This window comes from Paenimyroides marinum, from assembly GCF_900108395.1.
Taxonomy (GTDB): Bacteria; Bacteroidota; Bacteroidia; order Flavobacteriales; family Flavobacteriaceae; genus Flavobacterium; species Flavobacterium marinum.
On sequence record NZ_FNXE01000016.1, the window covers coordinates 32,942 to 55,440 of the forward strand.

The window sequence follows — 22,499 nt, forward strand, 5'->3', positions numbered from 1 at the left end:
ACCTTTTTTATATAATAACAAATTTTTAACACACAAAAAAAACAGAGAATTGCAAAAAACAACCCTCTGTTTCATTACTTTTTTAAAGCTTATCCGTTTATTTTTTCACAAACTTATAGCTTTGGGTTGCTGTTTCTTTTGAGATTTTTAGAATATACATTCCTGGATTCAAAGCAGAAACATCAACACCAGCATTATTTGAATTAAAATTCAAATCGGCTTCTTGTATTCTCTTACCACTTAAATCGAATATCTGAACTTTAGCATTTACCAAGGCTTCTAAATCTCCATCTATATTCAAATAAGAATCTACAGGATTTGGATAAACCTTTAGTTCGCTTAGTATCTTATCTTCTATAGAAGCCAAACCATCTGTTTCAGGCATTTGTCCTCCTGCCCCAGAGATGATTAACGTATAATCTTGCGAACCTCCCTGTATTGTTCCTTTGTAAGAAACTACTAATTTATAATTTCCTGCTGCCGCATTTTCAGGCTCTATTTTTTCAATATTATCTCGTGTATTATCAACATCTCTCACTGCAATACCGGTACTTGTAGCTGCAAGTCCAATATTATGTACCAATGACCAAGGGTAATAAACCGTATTATTATCTGTATTAATTAAACGAAGATCTAAATCATTTACTAATTTTGCCAAATTAAGATTTGCTTGACTCGTAACCGTTCCTGCCGGATCATTCCAAGCGATCGTAGCCACTAAAGGTTCAGCCCCATCGTATTCAAACTCATATTCAAAAGTTGTATTTTGCGCTATCTCAAATTCCCCAAACAAAGCGGTATTTTCTGCGGCCTGATCAATTATCTGTCTTCCTTTGTCAGCATCTATCAATCCCCAACCAAACATAAAGTCAGGTCCGGCAGCAGGTCCGGTCTCTCTTGCAGTATGTGCCATTAATGCACGAACCGAAGCGGATTTCATATATTTATTAAAAACGGTTTTATAATATCCCTGCCATAAGGTAAATACCCCTGTTACCGCCGGCGCTGCCATTGAAGTTCCTTGCATAGTAGCCGTAGCACTTACCGAAGAAGTACCCACAGAAACAACAGGATCTATATTATACACCCCTCCTTTTGCTGCTATATCGGGTTTTATTCTAAAATCATCAGTCGGCCCATAATTACTATAAGGAGTAATAAACGGTCCATTCCCCGCTGAAGTAACAGACGAAACCCCCGTTATCCCGGAAAAATCCTCTGTACCGCGGGTTGCAGCCACAACCACAGTATTTTTGGACACCCCTCCTTGAGACAGTAAATCTTTCCCTCCTGGTCTGCTTGGATTATAATTCTCTCCTCTATCATTACCTGCCGCAAAAACCATCGTATAATAAGGTGCATTGTTTGCTAACTCATCATAAGCTTTAGCACTTGCATCATATCGTCCAAAAATAGATGCAGTTACATTAGGATTACCTTCAAAATCAACACCATAAGAATGGTTAGACACATATATAGGGTTAGTTGTTGAAGTTGCAGCCGGTATCATAGTAGCAAGATCATTCCCAAGCCCAAAATAAGCGTGAACTGTTGCTCCATAAGCAAATCCTTTAGCATCTTTATTTCCAAATTCACCTGCTGCGACTGTACCTGCTACGTGTGCCGAGTGATTTATACTGTTTTGGGTGTTATTATTACTGTTTGGATTATTCTTTGGCTGATATCTCCCTGTTGCAAAACCTAAGTGATTTGGCAGTCCGGCACCGCCATCCCAAACACCAACAGTCATACCCGCGCCGATAATGTTATCTAAGTGAAGTGGTTTCGCATTAGCTGTTTGTAACGAACTACCAATTGCTACATTGTTAAAAAACATATTACTTTCTACAACAGCATTATTATAAGTTTTTTTATAAATCAACTCTCCCATTTCTTCATCAAAACCCACCAAAAAAAACGTACTACCGTCTCTATCTCCAGAAATAGGCTTTCCCTCTCTCCTTGCAATTTCAACAGCTTTTTTGTAGTTTGCTTCAAACTCAGCTTCTTTTTCTTTAGCGAAATTATTTAAAAATTCAATATTAGTTGCCTTACGTACATAGTCAGGCATTGGTTGATCCTCAACTTGAGCATTTGCATTATAACCAAATGATAATGTTAACAATGCTAAGAACAACTTAGTAATTTTATTTTTCATTTTTATTTATAGATTAATTCTAATTTTAGAATATCAAAATTAAATAATTTTGTGGTAATCTTTTCATTTTTACCAAACTATTATTTATATTTAACATTTTATTATGCTATTAAAATCATTCAGTAATTTAAAATTAGAAGTAGGAACCGATGAGGCCGGAAGAGGCTGCTTGGCGGGTCCGGTTACTGCAGCGGCTATTCTTATTAATAAAGAGTTAGAAAATGAATTAATCAACGATTCTAAAAAACTTTCTATCAACTCAAGAAAAAAACTGAGGGAATTTATCGAAAAACACAATCATTTTTTTAGCATTGCTCATATTTATGAAGATACCATTGACGAAATAAATATCCTTAACGCTTCAATCAAAGCCATGCACACAGCGATTTCTCAATTAAGTTTTAAACCAGAGTTTATTATTGTTGACGGAAACCGATTTAAACCGTATTATCAGATTCCACATGAAACCATTATTAAAGGAGACAGCAAGTATTTGAGCATTGCTGCAGCTTCTATTTTGGCAAAAACATATAGAGACGAGTATATGCTGCGACTTCACGAGGAGTTTCCTATGTATGGCTGGGACACGAACATGGGATATCCTACAAAACAACATCGAAAAGCTATTTTGGAATATGGCCCCTGTAAATACCACAGAATGTCTTTTAAATTACTGCCCAAACAATATACATTAGATTTATAAAAAAAGGCTTCCGATGGAAGCCCTTTAAACTAATTCAAAATAGTGTTAATACCCATGATTCTGTTGCATTCCACTTGCATTAATTTCTGTTAATGGAATAGGGAATGCTATTCTATAATGTCCATACTCGTATTGTTCAGTAATCCTAGGATTCATAGGAACGTCTTGCTTTAGGCGCATCAGATCATCAAATCTAAAACCTTCAAACATTAATTCTTTTCTACGTTCTAATAGCACATCATCAATTGTCACACTGGTTAAAGCTGTGAGACCGCGATTTGTTCTAATTTGATTTATATAACCAAGAGCTTCTGAAGGATTTACATGCGTAGCCGCTTCCGCTGCGTTCAACAGCAATTCTTCATACCGCATAGCTATAACATTATCTGCATAAGCAGTGTATTTTCCTACATTTCTTAGATTAGCTCCATCTATACCTAAAACATCTTTTCTTACATCATCATCATCAAAAAGATCTATAACATCAGCCTGAGCAACTATATCTCCATAAGCATTTCCATTGTATATTTCAAACAAACCCGTATTGCCTAAATGGTCATCAGAAGGCATTGCAAATTCGAAAACCGAATTTGCATCTGGAACGTTACCTGAAAACTGGGCTATAAAATTATCTGCACTTCCTACACTTCCGCCTTCAGCAATTGCCGCTACAGCTGCATCATAAGCCAACTGATAATCTGCCGGATAGAAGGTTGCTAAATACAACGCAATTCTTGATTTATATCCTAGAGCCGCTTGTTTAGTTATTTTTGTTTTGTTCGCACTATTATTAATAATTTCAATAGCATCATCTAAATCTTTATAAATATAAGTTCTTAACTCGTCCAAAGTAGATCGTTCATTTGAAAACCCAACTGCGTCTGTAGAATTCAAAGGCGCAACAGTTACATAAGGCACGGTAATAGCACTGGTTCCACCCTGACCATCTATATGTTGCTGTCCGTACAATTTCATTAAATCAAAATGACTTACAGCTCGTGCCACTAAAGCCTGTCCTTTACAATCATTTATACCATCTTCATCGCCCGTTACATTTTCTGCTGTTATAATATGATTCGCATTTAAAATAACAGCATATATTTGCGACCATGTATCTGATGCATAAGCATCGCCATCATTCACTCTCATTTCAGAAACCGTTACAAAGCGATTAGAAGAACCTATTGAATAAGCATTGTCGGTACGAGCTTCATTAAAAATAATATAATCACGACCATAATAAGTTGAAGCTCTCATTCTTTTATACATACCATTTGTAAGGTATTCTAAATCTGTAAGGGTTGAAACTGGGTTTGTATTAAGATCTCTTTCAGTTGACAATTCTGGCTCTAACGAATCTTTACTACAAGACACTATACCCACAACAACAAGAGTTAACAAACCTGCTTTAAATATAAACTTTTTCATAACAATTAAAATTTAACGTTAACAGTAAAGATGATTGATTTTACTGGTGGTGAAATGAACCCTGTATATCCATAAGTTCCATCGCCCGCATTCATACCTACCTCGGGATCAAACTTCAACGTTTTATCTTTAGTCCAGGTATATAAATTTGTTCCTCGCACAGACAAAGAAAGTCCATCAATATTTAATTGATCGAGAACATTTCCTTTGAAATTATAACCAAAAGTTACATCACGTAAACGAACATAATCTCCATCTTTTAAGAATCGTGTTGAAGCCCTGTGATTATCGTTACTTGTAAATGTTAGCTTAGGTGTATTTGTTACATCTCCAGGATTTTGCCAACGATCCATTATATAATCTGTAGAGTTAAATGTTAGCAAAGCTGCTGTTGATGTACCTTGCACGTATTGCCCCCAATCCTCGTAAACTTTATTTCCGCCTACAAAAGAGAAATTAGCTCCTGCAAAAAAACCTCCCATTTCTATTTGTGTACCCAAACCTGCTGTATAAGTGGGCATTGCACTACCTCCTTGCCAATCGACTTTTGCATCGCTATAAACATTTGTTGTTTCTCCATCATGTCCGTTAACATACCATAATGCATCTCCTGTTTGGGCGTCTACACCAGCATATTTAGGCATATACCAACCCCTCATCTCATGACCTTCTTCTGTTCTGGTTGTTGAAGATGTTATAGTCATTTTTTCACCTGAAGCATCTGTTGGCATCTCAGTAATCTTATTTTTTACTGTTCCGATGTTTCCGTATAAAGTCCAAGAGAAATTCTCTTTATCAATTATTCGAGCACTCGCTTCAATTTCTATACCTTTATTTTCTAAAGTCCCTGTATTCATTAATACACTCGAAAAACCACTTGTTCTTGTGATAGGCACTTGCAAAAGCATATCAGAGGTAGCTGATTTAAAATAAGCAAAAGAGGCGGTAAATCTATCTTGTAAAAAACCTATATTTATTCCAACATCCGTTTTCTTCAGTGATTCCCAAGTAATATCCTGACCTAATTGGCTTGGAACAAATCCCGTATCTCCGTCATAACGATCTGTAGCTAATGTGTTTTGATACATATTTACTGGAATTCCCTGGTTACCACTTGTGCCATAAGAACCTCTTAAACGCAATGTTGAAATGGTATTATTACTTAATAAAAAGTCTTCATTCATTATATTCCATGCGGCACCTATAGACCAGAATGTTCCCCAACGATTATCCGGGTGAAATTTAGAGTTACCTTCTCTACGAACCGAAGCGTCAATTAGATACTTATTCATATATGAATAGTTTACTAAACCCAAATAAGCCAAGTTTGCCTCATCTGTAAATGTAGTTGATGCACTAAAGTTTGCCGAAGCATTCCCTAACATATCAAAACCTTCAGGAATATTCTCTCCAAAACCATACAAATAGTTACGCTTTACTTTTTCATACTCCATTAAAACTTTCACATCGAATTTGTGATCATCACCTAAATAAAATCGATAATCAAATCCGTTTTGAGCGATGTATTTAAAAATCGTAGAGGTAGAGTTTTCTGCATATCCATTGTACGCGGCTCCATCACCATGAATTGGATTATTATAGTTTCTATATGCTATGTATGTGAAGTCTGTAGATAACTGTGAAGTAAACTTAAGGTCATCTGTAAATTTATAACTGATTGAATTGTTATTTAATACCCGAATAACATCATTTATACGGATATTATTAGGAATAGTATATAAAGGGTTGTGTAAACCTGCCATCCCTCCTCCTAAATTTAAGCTACCATCTGCGTTATAAGGAGAAGCCCAGGGACTCATAAAGTAACGAATTAAATTGGGATTAGAAAAGAATGCTCCTTGTTCCAATACCCCCTCTTGCTTAATATTCGAAACGTTTGCAGAGAACCCAAAATCAACTTTATCAGACATTTTTCTATTAAAAGTAAACATCCCACTGATTCTTCTGAAATCAGAACCAATAACAGTTCCTTCTGTTTTATTATGTCCTAATGAGGCATAGAAATTAGATTTCTCATCGCCTCCTGTTGCAGAGAAATTTAAGATACTTACAACAGCATTTTTATTTCGCATTAACTCATTCCAGTTATTGACTGGTTTTCCTGAATCAACCCACGCTTGTAAGCTGGCAGTTTCTCCAGGGTATTGAGCAATTAATTGTTGATAAACAGCATCTTTATCAAAAGCTCCGCCACCATTCATAGTGTTGTTATATGCTTCTAATAAAAGATCCATCTTTTCTTGTCCGGTCAATGAGCGAGGCCCTTTAACTGCATTGTTTTGAAATCCTAAAGAAGAGGTAAATTCATAACGCGTTACACCCTCTTTACCACGTTTGGTAGTAATCACAATAACACCATTAGCTCCACGAGCTCCATAAACTGAAGTTGCAGCGGCATCTTTTAACACTGTCATCGATTCAATATCGTTACTATTAATTGCAGATAAAGCAGACAATGAAGATGCATTTTCAGAGTCACCTGACAAATTGTTATTTGTAACAATTACACCATCAATAACAATTAACGGATCATTACTACCTGTAACAGAATTTAAACCACGGATACGTATTTGTTGGGTTGATCCAGGAGTACCTGAATTTGTAGCCATACTTAAACCCGCTACACGCCCTTGTAACGCCTGATCGGCAGAAACCATTGGAGCTTTAGAAACCTCTTCACCAGAAATTTTCACTACATTTCCTGTGATCTCATTTTTATTACGTTGCTGACCGTAGGCCATTACAACGATTTCATCTAGCAATCCCTCGTCTTCTGTCAAAGTAACATTAATGACTTGTGTAGAAGCATTAATTGTCCTTGTTTCGGATTTAAATCCAACATAATGATACTCTACCGTATCTCCTATATTCACAGATATAGAATAACCACCATCATCATCAGTGACAGTACCACTTTCTCCTCCGTTAACAACAACATCCGCTCCGGATACAGCTTCTGTACCAACTTTAACAGTACCTGTAACTACTTTCTCTTGAGCATAAGCTGATGTTAAACCACAGAATGCAAATGCAACTGTAAGTGTAACAAAAAATCTTTTATTCATGTCTTAATTTTTTTAACAATTATAAGTATTATCACAATACAAAACAAGAAAATATTGTTAAAATTTTAACACCAAGACAATCTAAAACGAATAATATTACAAATAAAATCGTAAATAAAAGAAAATTTTACTATTGTAACATTTTAACTCCCTATAAAAAATCAAGTGAAAATAGATTTTGCAGATTTTTTACAATCTTACTCTTCACCTCTTCTTCATCAACTTTTTTCAATCCCAATTCTACATTTAAAGAAGCTACGGCTTTACCGCGAATACCACAAGGAATAATGTTATCAAAATAGCCCAAATCGGTATTTACATTTAACGCAAAACCGTGCATAGTAACCCAGCGTGAAGCCCGAACTCCCATGGCACATATCTTTCTGGCAAAAGGCGTCCCAACATCTAACCACACACCGGTTTCGCCTTCGCTCCGTTCCCCTTTTAATCCGTATTCGGCTAATGTCATGATAATTGCTTCTTCGAGATAACGCAGGTATTTATGAATGTCTGTAAAAAAATTATCCAAATCAAAAATGGGATACCCCACAATTTGTCCCGGACCGTGATACGTAATATCCCCACCGCGGTTTATTTTATAAAACGTAGCTCCTTTTGCCGCCAATTGACCTTCATTTAACAGCATATTTTCCATATGTCCGCTTTTACCCAATGTATAAACGTGTGGATGCTCTACAAACAATAAATAATTCGGCGTTTGTTTAGCATTGGTTTCATCTTTTCTATTTTGTGATTTGATCTCTAAAATTTCCTGAAACAATTTTTCCTGATAATCCCAGGTATCTTTATAATCTTTAAGACCTAAATCTTGAATTTCAACTTTTTTATTCATTTTTATTTTTTATTATCTGTTGTATTTTGGGTTGTTCAATATAACCAAAGCCCCGATAATTCCTGGAACCCACCCTGCCAATGTGAGTAAAAACACAATAATGAACGAACCACACCCTTTATCGCAAACAGCTAATGGCGGCAAGAAAACAGCCAATACCACTCTCCAAAAACTCATATATCTTAAATTTATTTCCTTACAAATTTACTCATTTATCCACAAATCTTCTTCTAAAATAATCTAAACAATTTCTATCAAATCAAGCGAAAAATACCTAATTTTGCGGATTAAATAAAAAATTACATATTTTATGCAACTTTCAGAACAAGAAATCATCAGAAGAGAGAAATTGAGCAAGTTAAGAGCACTTGGCATCAATCCTTATCCCGCTAATTTGTTTCCGGTAGATCATACAACGAAGCAGATCAAGGAAACTTTTGAAGAAAGCAAGAAGGTTGTAACCGCCGGTAGATTAATGAGTGTGCGCGATCAGGGAAAAGCAAGTTTTGCCGAAATCCAGGATCAGGAAGGAAGAATTCAGTTGTATTTTAACCGCGATGTAATTTGTACAGGCGATGACAAAACATTATATAATACCGTTTTTAAAAAACTAACCGATTTAGGCGATTTTATTGGTATTGAAGGCGAATTGTTTACCACACAAGTGGGTGCAAAATGTATTCGTGTAGAGAAATTTTCGATTCTTTCTAAAACATTACGCCCACTGCCGTTACCTAAAACAGATGACGAAGGAAATATTTTCGACGCATTTACCGATCCGGAATTGCGTTACCGTATGCGCTACGTAGATTTAATCGTGAATCCGTTAAACAAGGAAATTTTCATAAAACGCACCAAATTATACAATGCCATGCGTCAGTTTTTTAACGACCGTGGTTATTTAGAAGTTGATACACCGGTTTTACAAGCCATTCCCGGTGGTGCGGCTGCACGTCCGTTCATCACCCATCACAACGCTTTAGACATCCCTCTGTATATGCGAATCGCCAACGAATTGTATCTAAAACGATTGATTGTAGGTGGATTCGAAGGCGTGTACGAGTTTTCTAAAAACTTTAGAAACGAAGGCATGGACAGAACCCACAATCCGGAATTTACGGCGATGGAAATCTATGTTGCTTACAAAGATTACAACTGGATGATGGATTTTACCGAACAGCTTTTAGAACATTGTGCCATAGCTGTAAACGGTAGCAGTAAAGCTACATTTGGCGAATACGAAATTGATTTTAAAGCACCATACAAACGCATAACCATGCGTCAGGCTATCATTGATTTCACTGGTTTTGACATTGATGGAAAATCAGAAGATGAAATTCGTGAAGCCGCCAAAAACATGGGAATTGCCGTTGACGAAACAATGGGTAAAGGGAAATTGATTGATGAAATTTTCGGCGAAAAATGTGAAGGAAATTATATTCAGCCAACGTTTATCACCGATTATCCAAAAGAGATGTCGCCTTTAACCAAAGAACACCGTGACAACCCGGAATTAACAGAGCGTTTTGAGTTGATGGTTTGTGGTAAAGAAATTGCCAATTCATATTCAGAATTAAACGACCCTATTGACCAACGCGAACGTTTTGAAGAGCAATTGAAATTATCGGAAAAAGGTGACGATGAAGCCGGACAGTTTATTGATGAAGACTTCTTGCGTGCTTTAGAATTTGGTATGCCGCCAACAGGTGGTTTAGGTATTGGCATGGACCGATTGATTATGTTTTTAACAAACAATCCATCTATACAGGAAGTATTACTGTTTCCGCAAATGCGTCCGGAAAAAGCAGTACCTGCTTACGAACTAACAGATGATGAAAAAATCATTCTTTCTATTTTAGAAAAACACGAGAACAAAATGCCGTTAAGCACTTTAAAAGAACAAGCTGCTTTAAGCGGCAAAAAATGGGATAAAGCCATGAAAGGTTTAGCCTCGCATAATTTAACAAAAGTGGTTACCGAAAATGAAGATAAAGTAGTTGAAGGTATCTTTTAGTTAAAACAAACCTCTTATTTTATAAAATTCCCTTTGCTTAATAAGCAAAGGGAATTTCTTTTATAATATCAGCATTAAAAATCTTTTTAAAGTACACAAAAGCAAAAACGCTGCCTGGTACAGCAGCGTTTTTAAAACATTAAATTTTAAAGGTTGTTATTTTGTAATTTTTAAGTTTTTAATTTTATCTTTCGAAATAAATTCAATTTTATTAGTATTTGATAAAGCATTATTTTTAGGTTTTGATCCTAAATCCACTGTACTAACCATATAGGCTCCGTTCCAAAATAAATTTGCTGTATTACTATTCTCCAGCAAAGCCTCCCCCTCATAGTCTGCATCTGTACTTGTCACGGAGTTAAAAGTATATTCTACATCTTCCATTTCATACTCCTCAGTATCAATTTTTACACCACCCTCATCAAAATAAGTAGTGGTTTCGTCAGGAAAAGCAACTGTATTATCACTATTAACAGGAACATAAACAACTGACAAATAGTAATAATCAGAATCCATCACCTGCTGTAGATTAGTAACATTTGTAGCACTCGTTGAAATCATCATCCATTTAGTACACAAAACTTTACTACCATCTTGAAGTGTTAATTCATAAGGATATGGTACATCTTCATCAGATTTAACATTCAATAACCAAATTGTAGTTTTCACTTCAAATGAGTTATCATCATACTCAATTCTGTTACCTGTAGGTTCCGGTTCTTCTTCGCCTTTTTCTTTAACGGTAAATCTAAACGTAGAAGTAAAATCGTCCATCGTAGCCAGCACAGCGTTTTCGCCTTCTTTTATAGCTTTATATACATTTCCTTTTACCGCCACTCCGTTTACTTTAAAAGTAGTTGAAGAGGTCACATCTACACCATTTAATGTTGCTTCAAATATAAATTCATCTCCAACAAACTCCCCTTCAGATTCCTCTGAAAGTTTTGCTACAAACACCTGTTCTTCCGGCTTTTCAGGCCCGTCTGGCTCTGTACCGTTATCCACATATTCTACACATGAATTTAAACTGACCAACGCCAGTAAAAAAAGAAGTAGTTTATTAATTTTCATAAATAAATTGTTTTAAGTTTCTATAATTAAAAAGTCTAAAGTATGAAAAAAAACAATCGCTGTTAAAAAATTAACACATTTATTTTATTTATATACCTAAGTTCGGTTATTATTTAAGGATTTCCAGTCACTTCGAGTAGAATTTCTGTAGCGCAGTGGAAGAAATTTTGTATCGGGAAGTTTTTTATTTACAGGTTCTCAATATGTTTTTGTTCTATTATTATTTCACAAAAATACTTTATTGACCATATAACTAATTGATAGATTTGATTTATCTTATCTAAAATTCATAAAAGGATATTGTTCTAACAGAACATCTATTTTTTGAGCTAATTTGTCTAAAAATTGCTGGTGTGCGTCAGAATAAGGGTTAAACGAACGATGCACCAAACCTTTTTGCACTTCATCGACCATTTTCATGGTAGGAATTTCATTTGAATGGATACAGGTCTCAACAAATTTCTGCCAGATATAATCTACTGCCAAATCATTTGGATGAATTAAATCTTTTCCGAAAAACCGGTAATCCCTCAATTCGTCCATCAGCAGTTCGTAAGACGGAAAATAGTAATTTAACGGTTTATTTTTCTCTAAATATTCATGCAAAGCTGCAATTAAATGTGCCTTACTTCGTTGATTTTCTACAAAACCGTCTTTTATATGCCGAACAGGCGAAATCGTGTAAATAATTTGAATATTCGGATTGATTTGCCGAAGATTTTGTTCGATCTTTTTTAAATTTTCCAGACAGGTTTCAACCGCCAACAATTCTTTTTCAAATTGATTCTGAGGTACTTTATGGCAGTTTGCAACTATTTGATTTGATTGTTTATTGCGATACACCCATGCCGTTCCAAACGTCAAAATAATATGTGTTGCATCAAACACATTTGCTTTAAACCTACAGATTTTGCTATTTAATTGCTCGATAATATCTTCTTGTTCCAATTGATTCAAATCAGAATGTGCATCGAAACAACTCCATATTTCATTATGCTGAAAAACATCCTCCTGGGTAAAGACCTTATCGTTTACCACAAATTCCAACAAACGACTGATAGCTTCCGGATGAAACAAAATCCCCAACGGATTGATCGTGTTTTGAAACTGATAGTACTGTAACCGTTGTGCCATATTTACGGCAAAACAACTCCCGATGTTAACTATTTTAGCCTTATAATTTATTGGATTTCCCAGCGGTTTTATGGGAACAATGGTTTGTAATTGCATCTTTTTTATTGCAAAAATACAAAGTTATCTCTTGAAATAAGCAGATAAATCATTACCACTTTTTTGTTCCAATGTATAATCGTCACACGAAAACATCTGATAGCCTTCAAAAACAATCTGTGGTCCGGCAATAATCATTTCGTCTGCAGATGTTAAAAATGCTTTGAGAATTTCACCATTTTTGTGAACCTCATACGCATCAGAATCTTCAAAGATTTTCAGATTGATGAATTTGTTCGGATCCGTGCGGTCAATCATACTGGTTACGTGCAACGTTCCCAATTCGATCTCTACCACTGTGGCTGCTTCTTTTCGTACCAAATCAAAAAATTTTTCGCGTAAGCTGGGAAAAACCTGATATTCAACTATAACTATGTATCTCATAACACAAATTTTACTTTAAAGTTACAAGATATTTTACTATTTTCAAATACTACATTCGTAAAACATTTCGTTACTTTAAAAATAAATAACATGAAAAAAATTGCATTATCAATCTTGGCTATCATTTATAGTTTAACTGTCTTTTCACAAGAAATTAGTATTCAGACTGAAATGGATGAAACTAAATTTGAACAAACACTTAAAACTTTTGAGGGATATTCCTATTACAATTTCAAATTTGTCACAAATGAAACGGCTTCTTTGAATTTTGAAATCATTGAGAAAGAGTTTGTTCAAGGTGAGTTAAAAAATGAGAAAGTATATTTTGATTCTAAAAATGTGCTTTCAAATTTGATTGGAAATAGTATTTCAACTACAATTCTTGCCAAAAGTACATCGGACACGAATTACAAAATGATGCTTCAGTTTTATGAATTCTATAGTTTGATTAGAAACTTTGATTTGAATAATGAAGACCAGTACCATTTTAAAATTTTTATAAATGAGGCCCAAAAGTTTACGTATAATCAGGTCTATTTGTTTTGTGCGATTGTAAAGCCTATTAAAATAGCCGAAAACACATACAGAGATTGTGATTTTGCAGCAGCTATAGATAAGTACGATAAATGGTATGAGATTTTCGGTTTAGATAGATACTTTGTTTATGAAATAAGGTTTTATTAAAAAAGAGGAAAGTTAACTTTCCTCTTTTTGTTTTTATATAAACTTCTCGACTATGCGTGAAGTGACATATTACTACTTCACAAAGCTAACAGCATTAGCAATCGCATCTTTTATACCATCAGCATTTTTACCGCCTGCAGTTGCAAAGAATGCTTGTCCGCCACCGCCGCCTTGAATGTATTTTCCTAATTCACGAACAATGTGTCCGGCATTTAAACCTTTAGTTTCTACGATTTCTTTAGAAACATAAGCAGTTAACATTGGTTTCCCTTCATTAACGGTTCCAAACAAAATAAAGAAATTATTTGCTGTTCCGCCAATTTCATAAGCTAAATCTTTTGCTCCCGTAGCATCTAAATCTACCTGTTTTGCTAAAAATTTCACTCCGTTTATTTCCTGAACTTCATTCAGCAAATCGCCTTTTAAGCTTTTTGCTTTCTCTTTCAATAATTGTTCCACTTGTTTTTTCAACTTCGTGTTTTCGTCTTGTAACGAATGAACAGCTTTTAACGCATCTTGCGGATTTTTAAGCGTTTCTTTAATCTCTTTTAAAGTAGCTTCCTGGTTTTGATAGAATGAACGAACCGCATCTCCTGTAATTGCTTCGATTCGACGGATTCCCGCTGCAACTGCACTTTCCGAAACGATTTTAAACGCCCAGATATTGGCAGTGTTTTGTACGTGGATTCCTCCACAGAGTTCCATAGAATCACCAAATTTAATCGCACGAACTTCATCGCCGTATTTTTCACCAAACAATGCCATTGCTCCTTCATCTAAAGCTTGTTGAAAAGGAATTGAACGGCGTTCAATCAACGGCAATTGATCTGCAATACGTGCATTTACAAAAGCTTCTACTTGTTGCAGCTCCTCATCGGTAACTTTGGCAAAATGCGAAAAATCGAAACGTAAATAATTTGGTGCAACCAATGATCCTTTTTGTTCTACGTGCGTTCCTAAGACACTTCGCAACGCCTGATGCAGCAAGTGCGTAGCCGAATGGTTTTTAGATGCCGCATTGCGTAAACCGGTGTTTACTTTTGCAACAAAATTAGCCTCTAAATTTCCAGGTAATTGTTTTGCAAAATGTAAAATTAAGTTGTTTTCTTTCTTGGTATCAAAAATCTCGATCGTTTCATTCGCCGAAATCAAATTACCTTTATCTCCAACCTGACCTCCGCCTTCGGGATAAAACGGTGTATGATCTAAAACGATTTGATACAACGTTCCGTCTTTTTTCGATTTCACTTTGCGGATGCGTGTAATTTTCACCTCGTTTTCTACTTTGTCGTACCCCTCAAAAGTTTCAATGTTTCCTTCAATCAGCACCTTCCAATCGTCTTTAGAAATTTCAGATGCCGCACGCGAACGGTCTTTTTGTGCTTTCAGTGCCGCTTCAAAACCAACTTCGTCTAAATCATATTCTTTTTCGCGTAAAATCAAAGCTGTTAAATCAATCGGAAAACCAAAAGTGTCATACAATTCAAATGCTTTTGCTCCGTCGACTATTTTCCCTTCTGTTTTCTCAATAACCGAATCCAACAAATGTAGTCCTTGATCCAAAGTACGCAAGAAAGAAGCTTCTTCTTCCCTGATGACGTTTTTAACCAGTTCTTTTTGCGTAACGATTTCCGGGAAGAATGCACCCATTTGAACCGATAACACATCAACCAATTGATAAATAAACGGCTCTTTTGTTCCTAAAAAGGTAAAACCGTAGCGAATCGCACGACGTAAAATACGACGGATCACATAACCCGCACCATTATTTGACGGTAGTTGTCCGTCTGCAATTGCAAAAGCAACCGCACGCACGTGGTCTACAATTACTCGAATGGCAATATTGGTTTGGTTTTGTTCTTCCGATATGTTTTTGATTTCGTTGTTTGTATATTTTTTACCGGTAATTTCTTCAACCTTTGCAATCAATGGTGTAAACACATCGGTATCGTAATTGGATGTAACACCTTGCATTGCCATACACAAACGCTCAAAGCCCATTCCGGTATCAACGTGTTTTGCAGGTAATTTTTCTAAAGAACCGTCGGCTTTACGGTTAAATTCCATAAATACGTTGTTCCAGATTTCTACCACTTGTGGATGATCTGCATTTACCAATGAACGACCGGAAACTTCTGTCCTTTCGTTATCCGGACGTAAATCTACGTGAATTTCAGAACAAGGTCCGCACGGTCCCTGATCACCCATTTCCCAAAAATTGTCTTTTTTGTTTCCCAAAATGATACGGTCTTCGGCAACAAATTGCTTCCACAAGTCCCAGGCTTCCTGATCAAACGGAACGTTTTCTGCTTCGTTTCCTTCGAAAACGGAAACATACAAACGATCTTTGTCAATTTTCAGCACTTCGGTCAAAAATTCCCACGCCCAGGCAATAGCTTCTTTTTTGAAATAATCGCCAAACGACCAGTTCCCTAACATTTCAAACATCGTGTGGTGATAAGTATCAAAACCTACGTCCTCTAAATCGTTGTGCTTACCTGAAACGCGCAAACATTTCTGCGTATCGGCAATACGTGTGGCTTTTGGGACAGCATTGCCTAAAAAATATTCTTTAAACTGTGCCATACCCGAGTTGTTAAACATCAAGGTTGGATCGTCTTTTAAAACAATCGGGGCCGAAGGAACAATTAAATGTCCCTTGCTTTCAAAAAAATCAAGAAATTTTTTTCTGATATCCTGTGATTTCATTCGATATATTAATTATGAATCGTTCAAAACAAACACTTTACAAAAAAGTGTACAACAGGGGCAAAATTAATGATTTTTGGCAGATATTACGTAATTGCAATATATTATTAAACTGTTTGCAAGTTAATTTTAAAAAATTGTATATTAGCATAGCTAAAATTTGAAATAATGCAGGTTGAATTGCCCGAAAAAAGATATTACAGTATAGGTGAAATTGCCAAAGCGTTTGACGTAAACGCTTCGTTGATACGTTTTTGGGAAAAAGAATTTGACATTTTAAAGCCAAAAAAAAACGCAAAAGGCAACAGAATGTTCACTCCTGAAGATTTAAAAAACCTAAAAACCATTTATCATTTAGTAAAAGAAAAGGGATTTACGCTTGATGGTGCCAAAGAATATTTAAAAAATAACAAGAAAAAACCGTTGAACACCATTGAAATTATTGAAAAATTAGAGCTTATTAAAAAACAATTATTAAGTATTAAAAACGAACTTTAAATTAGAAAAATTATGAAAAAATTTCTCCCTCTTATTATTATCGCAGTATTAGCAATTGGTATATATGCTTGGGTAAAAGGTATTAACAACACAGCAGTAACTTTAAACGAAAATATAAAAGAAAGCTGGGGAAATGTTGAAACCGCTTACGAAAGAAGAAATTCATTAATCGAGAACTTAGTTAATACAGTAAAAGGTGCGGCAGATTTTGAAAAATCAACTTTAGAAGCTGTTGTTAGTGCACGTTCTAAAGCAACACAAACAACTATCGATCCAACAAATATTACACCAGAACAATTGGCAGCATTTAGCCAAGCTCAAAGCGGTGTTAACAGTGCTTTATCTCGTTTATTGGTAACTGTTGAAAGATACCCTGATTTAAAAGCAAACCAAAACTTCATTAAACTACAAGATGAATTGGTAAGCACAGAAAACCAGATTTTAACGGCACGTACGCGTTTTAACGAAACCGTTAAACCTTACAACAATCATATTAAAGTATTTCCAAACAACCTGTTAGCTGGAATTTTAGGATTTACAGAAAAAGGATATTTTCAAGCTTCAGAAGGTGCAGAAAAAGCTCCGGAAGTAGAATTTAATTTCTAAAAATATGTCGTTAACAGAAGATTTTTTAAGCACTGTTGAAGAACAGGAAATTATTGAAGCCATTGTAAAAGCCGAAAAAGAAACATCGGGCGAAATTCGCGTGCACATAGAAGAACACAGCGATTTACCCGTATTAGAACGTGCCCAGGAGGTTTTTAAAATGCTAAATATGCATAAAACAAGCGCCCACAACGGCGTTTTGTTTTATATAGGCGTTAAAGATCGTCATTTTGCCATTATTGGTGATGATGGTATCGACGCGGTGGTTCCTTATGATTTTTGGGAAGAAACCAAAAAAAAGGTCATCAACCACTTTAAGCTCAATCAATTTAAAGAAGGACTGATCGCAGGTATTTTACATACAGGGAAACAATTGAAACACTATTTTCCATACCGCGGAAATGAAGATGTAAACGAATTACCTAACGAAATTTCACGAGGTTAATGAAACCATTTAGAAAAATATCACTATTAATCGTACTGCTTTTTCCGTTCGTACTTTTAGCACAATTCAATATACCCGAAAAACCGTCGAAAGCAAGCGAGCAGACATCAGTGTACGATTACGCTTCTTTATTGTCAGCTTCTGAAAAACAGCAGTTAGAACAAAAGCTGATTCATTATGCCGATACGACCTCCACACAGATTGTTGTAGCCATTATTCCAAGTTTACAAGGAGAATATGAAGGAGAGCTGGCTCCAAAATGGGCACATAAATGGGGTGTTGGTCAGGCAAAAGAAGATAATGGCGTATTTATTCTTTTGGCTGAAAAAGAACGAAAAATATGGATTTCTCCAGGCTATGGATTAGAACATCTTTTAACTGCCGGAATTAACGGAGAAATCATTCGCAATTATATTATTCCCGAATTTAAAAAAGGCGACTATTATGCCGGATTAGATATTGGAACAGACAAACTCATGGAGCTGTTCTCGGGTACTTACAAAGGTACACGCCAAGAAAACACAGAGAGCAGTGGTTCTGCTTTTTTTCTTATCATTGTTGTCATCATTATTCTGATTATCGCAAGTAAAATAGGTGGTGGTAAAGGAGGAAACAATCGTGGACGACGCGGTGGATTGGATTTAATGGACATCATTATTTTAAGCAGTCTTGGTCGCGGTGGCGGAGGTGGCAGCGGTTTTGGCGGAGGCTCATCGGGTGGTTTCGGCGGCGGATTTGGAGGTGGTTTCGGCGGCGGCGGATTCTCTGGAGGTGGGGCAGGTGGAAGTTGGTAGTTAAACTTCGTTTTTATTGTACCGAAAGATTCAAAAGTCTCAACGACAAAACTTTGCAAATAAATGAAAATATTACACCTTGACACCAATCATTCCTTATTGATTGAACAATTACAACACGCCGGATTTGAAAATCACGAAGATTATACGTCCTCTAAAGAAGAAATCGAACAAAAAATCGCTTTATACGACGGTATTATTATACGGAGTCGTTTTAAAATCGACCAACGATTTCTGGATGCAGCAACAAATCTAAAATTCATTGGTCGTGTGGGTGCCGGATTGGAAAATATTGATTGTGAGCACGCCGAGGCAAAAGGAATTCAACTTATTGCTGCACCTGAAGGCAACCGTACTGCTGTTGCTGAACACGCGATGGGAATGCTTTTAAATTTAATGAATAAACTCTCTTATGTTGATCAGGAGGTGAGACAAGGCATTTGGAAACGTGAAGAAAACCGAGGAATCGAAATTGAAGGTAAAACCGTAGGAATTATTGGTTATGGAACAATGGGGAAAGCTTTCGCACAACGATTAAAAGGTTTTGACTGCAAGGTAATTTGTTATGATATTAAACCGAATGTTGGCAACGAATATGCTACACAGGTTTCTTTACAGGAACTGCAAGAACACACCGATATTTTAAGCTTACACACGCCACAAACTGATGAAACGTATCATTTAATCAATAAACAACTAATCGATGGTTTTGCCAAGCCGTTTTGGTTTATCAATACCGCCCGTGGAAAATCAGTAAACACCCATGATCTGGTTGAAGCATTGAAATCCGGAAAAATAAAAGGTGCCGGATTAGATGTGTTAGAATACGAAAAATCATCATTTGAAAATATGTTTTCAGACAATGAATTGCCCAACGCTTTTAAATACCTTATAACTGCAGATAACGTTCTGTTATCTCCACATATTGCCGGCTGGACAATAGAAAGCAAAGAAAAATTGGCACAAATAATTGTAGATAAAATAAAAGCAAGGTTTTAAAACCTTGCTTTTATTTATTCGGAAACGTTTCTAAAACTTTTGTAACAAATTCTTTAATACGTTCTTCTTTTTTCTTTTGATTTTGGGTCAGATACCCCGTTCCTTTTCCTTGCCAGATCAGTTCTTTGTTGTTGGCTTTTAAAACGTCAACATACAAAATGCCTTGTGTGGAAGTAGAAACCGATTGATAGCCTGGCCCCATCATCCACGGATTCCACCCCCAAGGGCGGTAATAACCATAACCCCAACCTCCGTAATACGTATTTACATTTACCACTTGTTTGGCATCGGTAAACAAATTAATCACTAAATCAGGATTATCACTTTTGGTGTATCCTTTCGCCCTCAGTTCGTCGTCAATTGCTTTTAAAATACGCTTTTTATCTAAGTCGGAAATGTTGATTTTATCAACCCCGTCTTTCATAAACGCATAGGTTTTGAACTGGCTGAAATCAACCGAATTATCATAATCAGTAGCTACCTGAACCGAACTACATGACGCAAATAGCATTATTGCTAAAAACGGTAAAAATTTAATTAGTTTCATCGTATTTTATTTTAACAGATTATCGTCAACTATGTTTGGCAACGTCACTTTCAATAAAGGTTCCGCTTCCATTGCACGTTTAATAGCGAAAACAGCCCCTTCGTTTCTTGCCCAGCTTCTGCGTGAAATTCCGTTGTTTACGTCCCAGAAAAGCATTGATTTTAAGCGTTGCTCTGCCTCGTTAGTTCCATCAAGAAGCATACCAAAACCTCCGTTGATAACTTCGCCCCAGCCAACACCACCGCCATTGTGAATTGAAACCCAGGTTGCACCACGGAAACTGTCGCCAATCACGTTGTGAATCGCCATATCGGCTGTAAATCGGGAACCATCATAAATATTTGATGTTTCGCGGTAAGGAGAATCGGTTCCTGAAACATCGTGGTGGTCACGACCCAAAACTACGGGGCCGATTTTTCCGTCGTTAATAGCATCGTTAAAGGCTTTTGCAATTTTCATGCGTCCTTCGGCATCGGCATATAAAATGCGGGCTTGTGATCCAACCACCAATTTATTTTCTTGTGCACCTCGAATCCATTGAATGTTATCTTTCATTTGCTGCTGGATTTCTTCGGGCGATGTTTTAATCATTTCTTCTAACACTGCACAGGCAATATCATCGGTTTTTTGTAAATCTTCCGGATTGTTTGATGCACACACCCAACGGAATGGCCCAAAACCATAATCAAAACACATCGGTCCCATAATATCCTGAACATACGATGGGTATTTGAATTCACGTCCTAAAGTTGGGGTTGGATTCATTACATCGGCACCTGCACGAGAAGCTTCTAATAAGAACGCATTTCCGTAATCAAAGAAATACGTTCCTTTTGCCGTGTGTTTATTGATAGCAGCTGCGTGACGACGCAAGGTTTCCTGAACTTTCTCTTTAAATAATTCAGGTTGATCTGCCATCATTTTATTCGATTCTTCAAACGAAATTCCGACAGGATAATAACCACCTGCCCAAGGATTGTGTAAAGAAGTCTGATCAGAACCTAAATCGATATGTAAATTTTCCTGATCAAACTTTTCCCAAACATCAACAACATTTCCAAGATAAGCAATTGAAACTACTTCTTTTCGCTCTTGTGCTTTGCGAACCCGATTGACCAATTGATCTAAATCTTCAATCACTTCGTGAATCCAGCCTTGGTTGTGACGGATTTTCGTGATTTTTGGGTTTACTTCGGCACAAACCGTGATACAACCTGCGATTGTTCCTGCTTTTGGCTGTGCACCACTCATTCCGCCCAAACCGGAAGTTACAAATAAATTGCCTTTAGGTTCTTTGCCTATTTTTCTAAAACCGTTTAAAACAGTAATGGTTGTACCGTGTACAATTCCCTGCGGACCAATGTACATATACGATCCGGCAGTCATTTGTCCATATTGAGTTACGCCTAACGCGTTGAATTTTTCCCAATCGTCCGGTTTGGAATAATTCGGAATCATCATTCCGTTGGTTACCACAACTCTTGGTGCATTTTTATGCGAAGGGAATAATCCCATCGGATGTCCGGAATACATAACCAAGGTTTGTTCATCGGTCATTTCCGCCAGATATTTCATCGTTAATAAATACTGTGCCCAGTTGCTGAAAACAGCTCCGTTTCCACCATACGTAATTAATTCGTGCGGGTGTTGTGCCACGGCATAATCCAAATTGTTTTGAATCATCATCTGAATGGCTTTTGCCTGTAACGATTTTCCGGGATATTCGTTAATGTCACGAGCATACATACGGTATTTTGGACGGAAACGGTACATATAAATCCGACCGTATTTTTCTAATTCTTCTTTAAACTCAGGAATCAACGTTGCATGATGCTGCGGCTCAAAATAGCGCAATGCATTGCGAAGAGCTAATGTTTTTTCCTCATCGGTTAGTATTTCTTTACGCTTTGGTGCGTGATTTATGGTTGCATCATATAAAGCTGATGGCGGTAATTGTGATGGTATTCCCTGTAATATTTCTTCTTGAAACGTCATTGTTCTTGGTTTTACTTTTTTTCTGATTTGATCCACTAATTTATTAAATCCGTACGGGCAATGCTTGCAACCGCTCATGCAACAATATCCGCGATCTAAAAGATATTTTTCGGTAAACACGCGAAAGCCGCGATCTGAAAGATAATAATCTTCTCCTTCAATTAAAACTTTCTTCATAACTACAAATTTAGTGATTTATTTTTGTTTTTTTGACGGGTGATGGATGTTGGGTGATAGTTGATTAAGATGATAGATGTTTTTTGTATATTTGATAACACCATATAGAAATGTAAAA

General features: G+C 36.3%; 19 protein-coding genes. 8 read left to right on the forward strand and 11 right to left on the reverse strand.

Annotated elements, in window-relative coordinates:
• Positions 1–97 precede the first annotated feature (97 nt).
• Positions 98–2,137 (reverse strand): S8/S53 family peptidase, encoded by a 2,040-nt coding sequence (locus BLW20_RS06850; protein ID WP_177165047.1) that lies wholly within the window; start codon positions 2,135–2,137, stop codon positions 98–100.
• A 124-nt stretch (positions 2,138–2,261) separates the two neighbouring features.
• On the opposite strand from BLW20_RS06850, the gene BLW20_RS06855 reads away from it, so the two are divergent.
• The gene (locus BLW20_RS06855; protein WP_091098010.1) at positions 2,262–2,861 is read left to right on the forward strand and encodes a ribonuclease HII; all 600 of its coding nucleotides are present in this window, start codon (positions 2,262–2,264) and stop codon (positions 2,859–2,861) included.
• 45 nt (positions 2,862–2,906) lie between these two features.
• Here the strand turns inward: BLW20_RS06855 and BLW20_RS06860 are convergent, their stop codons facing one another.
• The 4 genes from BLW20_RS06860 to BLW20_RS06875 all read right to left on the reverse strand — a co-directional run bounded on the left by BLW20_RS06860 (position 2,907) and on the right by BLW20_RS06875 (position 8,405).
• Positions 2,907–4,289: a RagB/SusD family nutrient uptake outer membrane protein gene (locus BLW20_RS06860; protein ID WP_091098012.1), complete on the reverse strand. Its 1,383-nt coding sequence runs from the start codon at positions 4,287–4,289 to the stop codon at positions 2,907–2,909.
• Between the two features lie 5 nt (positions 4,290–4,294).
• Complete coding sequence (locus tag BLW20_RS06865) at positions 4,295–7,375, reverse strand: SusC/RagA family TonB-linked outer membrane protein (RefSeq protein WP_245725288.1); 3,081 nt, start codon at positions 7,373–7,375, stop codon at positions 4,295–4,297.
• Between the two features lie 151 nt (positions 7,376–7,526).
• Positions 7,527–8,228 (reverse strand): lipoyl(octanoyl) transferase LipB, encoded by a 702-nt coding sequence (gene lipB, locus BLW20_RS06870; RefSeq protein ID WP_091098016.1) that lies wholly within the window; start codon positions 8,226–8,228, stop codon positions 7,527–7,529.
• Between the two features lie 12 nt (positions 8,229–8,240).
• On the reverse strand, positions 8,241–8,405 hold the full coding sequence (locus BLW20_RS06875) for a YqaE/Pmp3 family membrane protein (protein WP_091098022.1): 165 nt from the start codon (positions 8,403–8,405) through the stop codon (positions 8,241–8,243).
• Between the two features lie 133 nt (positions 8,406–8,538).
• Here BLW20_RS06875 and lysS point away from each other — a divergent pair, with 133 nt between their 5' ends.
• Entirely contained in the window at positions 8,539–10,242 is a 1,704-nt protein-coding gene (gene lysS / locus BLW20_RS06880; RefSeq protein ID WP_091098026.1) for a lysine--tRNA ligase, read from the forward strand.
• Positions 10,243–10,398: 156 nt separating this feature from the next.
• Here the strand turns inward: lysS and BLW20_RS06885 are convergent, their stop codons facing one another.
• The 3 genes from BLW20_RS06885 to BLW20_RS06895 form a co-directional block, all read right to left on the reverse strand.
• Complete coding sequence (locus BLW20_RS06885; protein WP_091098029.1) at positions 10,399–11,313, reverse strand: hypothetical protein; 915 nt, start codon at positions 11,311–11,313, stop codon at positions 10,399–10,401.
• A gap of 276 nt (positions 11,314–11,589) precedes the next feature.
• Positions 11,590–12,543, reverse strand: coding sequence for a GSCFA domain-containing protein (locus BLW20_RS06890; protein ID WP_091098033.1), 954 nt, complete (start codon positions 12,541–12,543; stop codon positions 11,590–11,592).
• Positions 12,544–12,567: 24 nt separating this feature from the next.
• On the reverse strand, positions 12,568–12,927 hold the full coding sequence (locus tag BLW20_RS06895) for a putative quinol monooxygenase (protein ID WP_091098036.1): 360 nt from the start codon (positions 12,925–12,927) through the stop codon (positions 12,568–12,570).
• Between the two features lie 90 nt (positions 12,928–13,017).
• Here BLW20_RS06895 and BLW20_RS06900 point away from each other — a divergent pair, with 90 nt between their 5' ends.
• Complete coding sequence (locus BLW20_RS06900) at positions 13,018–13,611, forward strand: hypothetical protein (RefSeq protein ID WP_091098040.1); 594 nt, start codon at positions 13,018–13,020, stop codon at positions 13,609–13,611.
• 72 nt (positions 13,612–13,683) lie between these two features.
• Here BLW20_RS06900 and alaS read toward each other — a convergent pair whose 3' ends face one another.
• Positions 13,684–16,320, reverse strand: coding sequence for an alanine--tRNA ligase (gene alaS, locus BLW20_RS06905; protein WP_091098044.1), 2,637 nt, complete (start codon positions 16,318–16,320; stop codon positions 13,684–13,686).
• A 168-nt stretch (positions 16,321–16,488) separates the two neighbouring features.
• Between alaS and BLW20_RS06910 the strand changes: the two genes are divergently transcribed.
• From BLW20_RS06910 to BLW20_RS06930, 5 genes are all read left to right on the forward strand, one after another.
• Positions 16,489–16,818: a MerR family transcriptional regulator gene (locus tag BLW20_RS06910; protein WP_091098047.1), complete on the forward strand. Its 330-nt coding sequence runs from the start codon at positions 16,489–16,491 to the stop codon at positions 16,816–16,818.
• Between the two features lie 12 nt (positions 16,819–16,830).
• On the forward strand, positions 16,831–17,424 hold the full coding sequence (locus BLW20_RS06915) for a LemA family protein (RefSeq protein ID WP_091098051.1): 594 nt from the start codon (positions 16,831–16,833) through the stop codon (positions 17,422–17,424).
• Between the two features lie 4 nt (positions 17,425–17,428).
• Positions 17,429–17,869, forward strand: coding sequence for a TPM domain-containing protein (locus BLW20_RS06920; protein WP_091098055.1), 441 nt, complete (start codon positions 17,429–17,431; stop codon positions 17,867–17,869).
• Positions 17,869–18,663: a TPM domain-containing protein gene (locus BLW20_RS06925; protein WP_091098058.1), complete on the forward strand. Its 795-nt coding sequence runs from the start codon at positions 17,869–17,871 to the stop codon at positions 18,661–18,663. Before BLW20_RS06920 ends, BLW20_RS06925 begins: the two co-directional genes overlap by 1 nt.
• A 63-nt stretch (positions 18,664–18,726) precedes the next feature.
• Positions 18,727–19,662 carry a 2-hydroxyacid dehydrogenase gene (locus tag BLW20_RS06930; RefSeq protein WP_091098062.1) on the forward strand — a complete coding sequence of 312 codons (936 nt, stop codon included), beginning with the start codon at positions 18,727–18,729 and terminating at the stop codon, positions 19,660–19,662.
• A gap of 10 nt (positions 19,663–19,672) precedes the next feature.
• Here BLW20_RS06930 and BLW20_RS06935 read toward each other — a convergent pair whose 3' ends face one another.
• Entirely contained in the window at positions 19,673–20,209 is a 537-nt protein-coding gene (locus tag BLW20_RS06935; protein WP_091098065.1) for a DUF4136 domain-containing protein, read from the reverse strand.
• A 6-nt stretch (positions 20,210–20,215) separates the two neighbouring features.
• Positions 20,216–22,381, reverse strand: a complete 2,166-nt coding sequence (locus BLW20_RS06940) for a urocanate hydratase (RefSeq protein ID WP_177165048.1) — start codon at positions 22,379–22,381, stop codon at positions 20,216–20,218.
• Between the last annotated feature and the right edge of the window lie 118 nt (positions 22,382–22,499).

Bases quoted from the DNA above. Each gene is read 5' to 3' on its own strand.
- BLW20_RS06855 (WP_091098010.1), top strand. From the start codon at position 2,262: ATGCTATTAAAATCATTCAGTAATTTAAAATTAGAAGTAGGAACCGAT.
- BLW20_RS06860 (WP_091098012.1), bottom strand. From the start codon at position 4,289: ATGAAAAAGTTTATATTTAAAGCAGGTTTGTTAACTCTTGTTGTTGTG.
- BLW20_RS06865 (WP_245725288.1), bottom strand. From the start codon at position 7,375: ATGAATAAAAGATTTTTTGTTACACTTACAGTTGCATTTGCATTCTGT.
- lipB (WP_091098016.1), bottom strand. From the start codon at position 8,228: ATGAATAAAAAAGTTGAAATTCAAGATTTAGGTCTTAAAGATTATAAA.
- BLW20_RS06875 (WP_091098022.1), bottom strand. From the start codon at position 8,405: ATGAGTTTTTGGAGAGTGGTATTGGCTGTTTTCTTGCCGCCATTAGCT.
- lysS (WP_091098026.1), top strand. From the start codon at position 8,539: ATGCAACTTTCAGAACAAGAAATCATCAGAAGAGAGAAATTGAGCAAG.
- BLW20_RS06885 (WP_091098029.1), bottom strand. From the start codon at position 11,313: ATGAAAATTAATAAACTACTTCTTTTTTTACTGGCGTTGGTCAGTTTA.
- BLW20_RS06890 (WP_091098033.1), bottom strand. From the start codon at position 12,543: ATGCAATTACAAACCATTGTTCCCATAAAACCGCTGGGAAATCCAATA.
- BLW20_RS06895 (WP_091098036.1), bottom strand. From the start codon at position 12,927: ATGAGATACATAGTTATAGTTGAATATCAGGTTTTTCCCAGCTTACGC.
- BLW20_RS06900 (WP_091098040.1), top strand. From the start codon at position 13,018: ATGAAAAAAATTGCATTATCAATCTTGGCTATCATTTATAGTTTAACT.
- alaS (WP_091098044.1), bottom strand. From the start codon at position 16,320: ATGAAATCACAGGATATCAGAAAAAAATTTCTTGATTTTTTTGAAAGC.
- BLW20_RS06910 (WP_091098047.1), top strand. From the start codon at position 16,489: ATGCAGGTTGAATTGCCCGAAAAAAGATATTACAGTATAGGTGAAATT.
- BLW20_RS06915 (WP_091098051.1), top strand. From the start codon at position 16,831: ATGAAAAAATTTCTCCCTCTTATTATTATCGCAGTATTAGCAATTGGT.
- BLW20_RS06920 (WP_091098055.1), top strand. From the start codon at position 17,429: ATGTCGTTAACAGAAGATTTTTTAAGCACTGTTGAAGAACAGGAAATT.
- BLW20_RS06925 (WP_091098058.1), top strand. From the start codon at position 17,869: ATGAAACCATTTAGAAAAATATCACTATTAATCGTACTGCTTTTTCCG.
- BLW20_RS06930 (WP_091098062.1), top strand. From the start codon at position 18,727: ATGAAAATATTACACCTTGACACCAATCATTCCTTATTGATTGAACAA.
- BLW20_RS06935 (WP_091098065.1), bottom strand. From the start codon at position 20,209: ATGAAACTAATTAAATTTTTACCGTTTTTAGCAATAATGCTATTTGCG.
- BLW20_RS06940 (WP_177165048.1), bottom strand. From the start codon at position 22,381: ATGAAGAAAGTTTTAATTGAAGGAGAAGATTATTATCTTTCAGATCGC.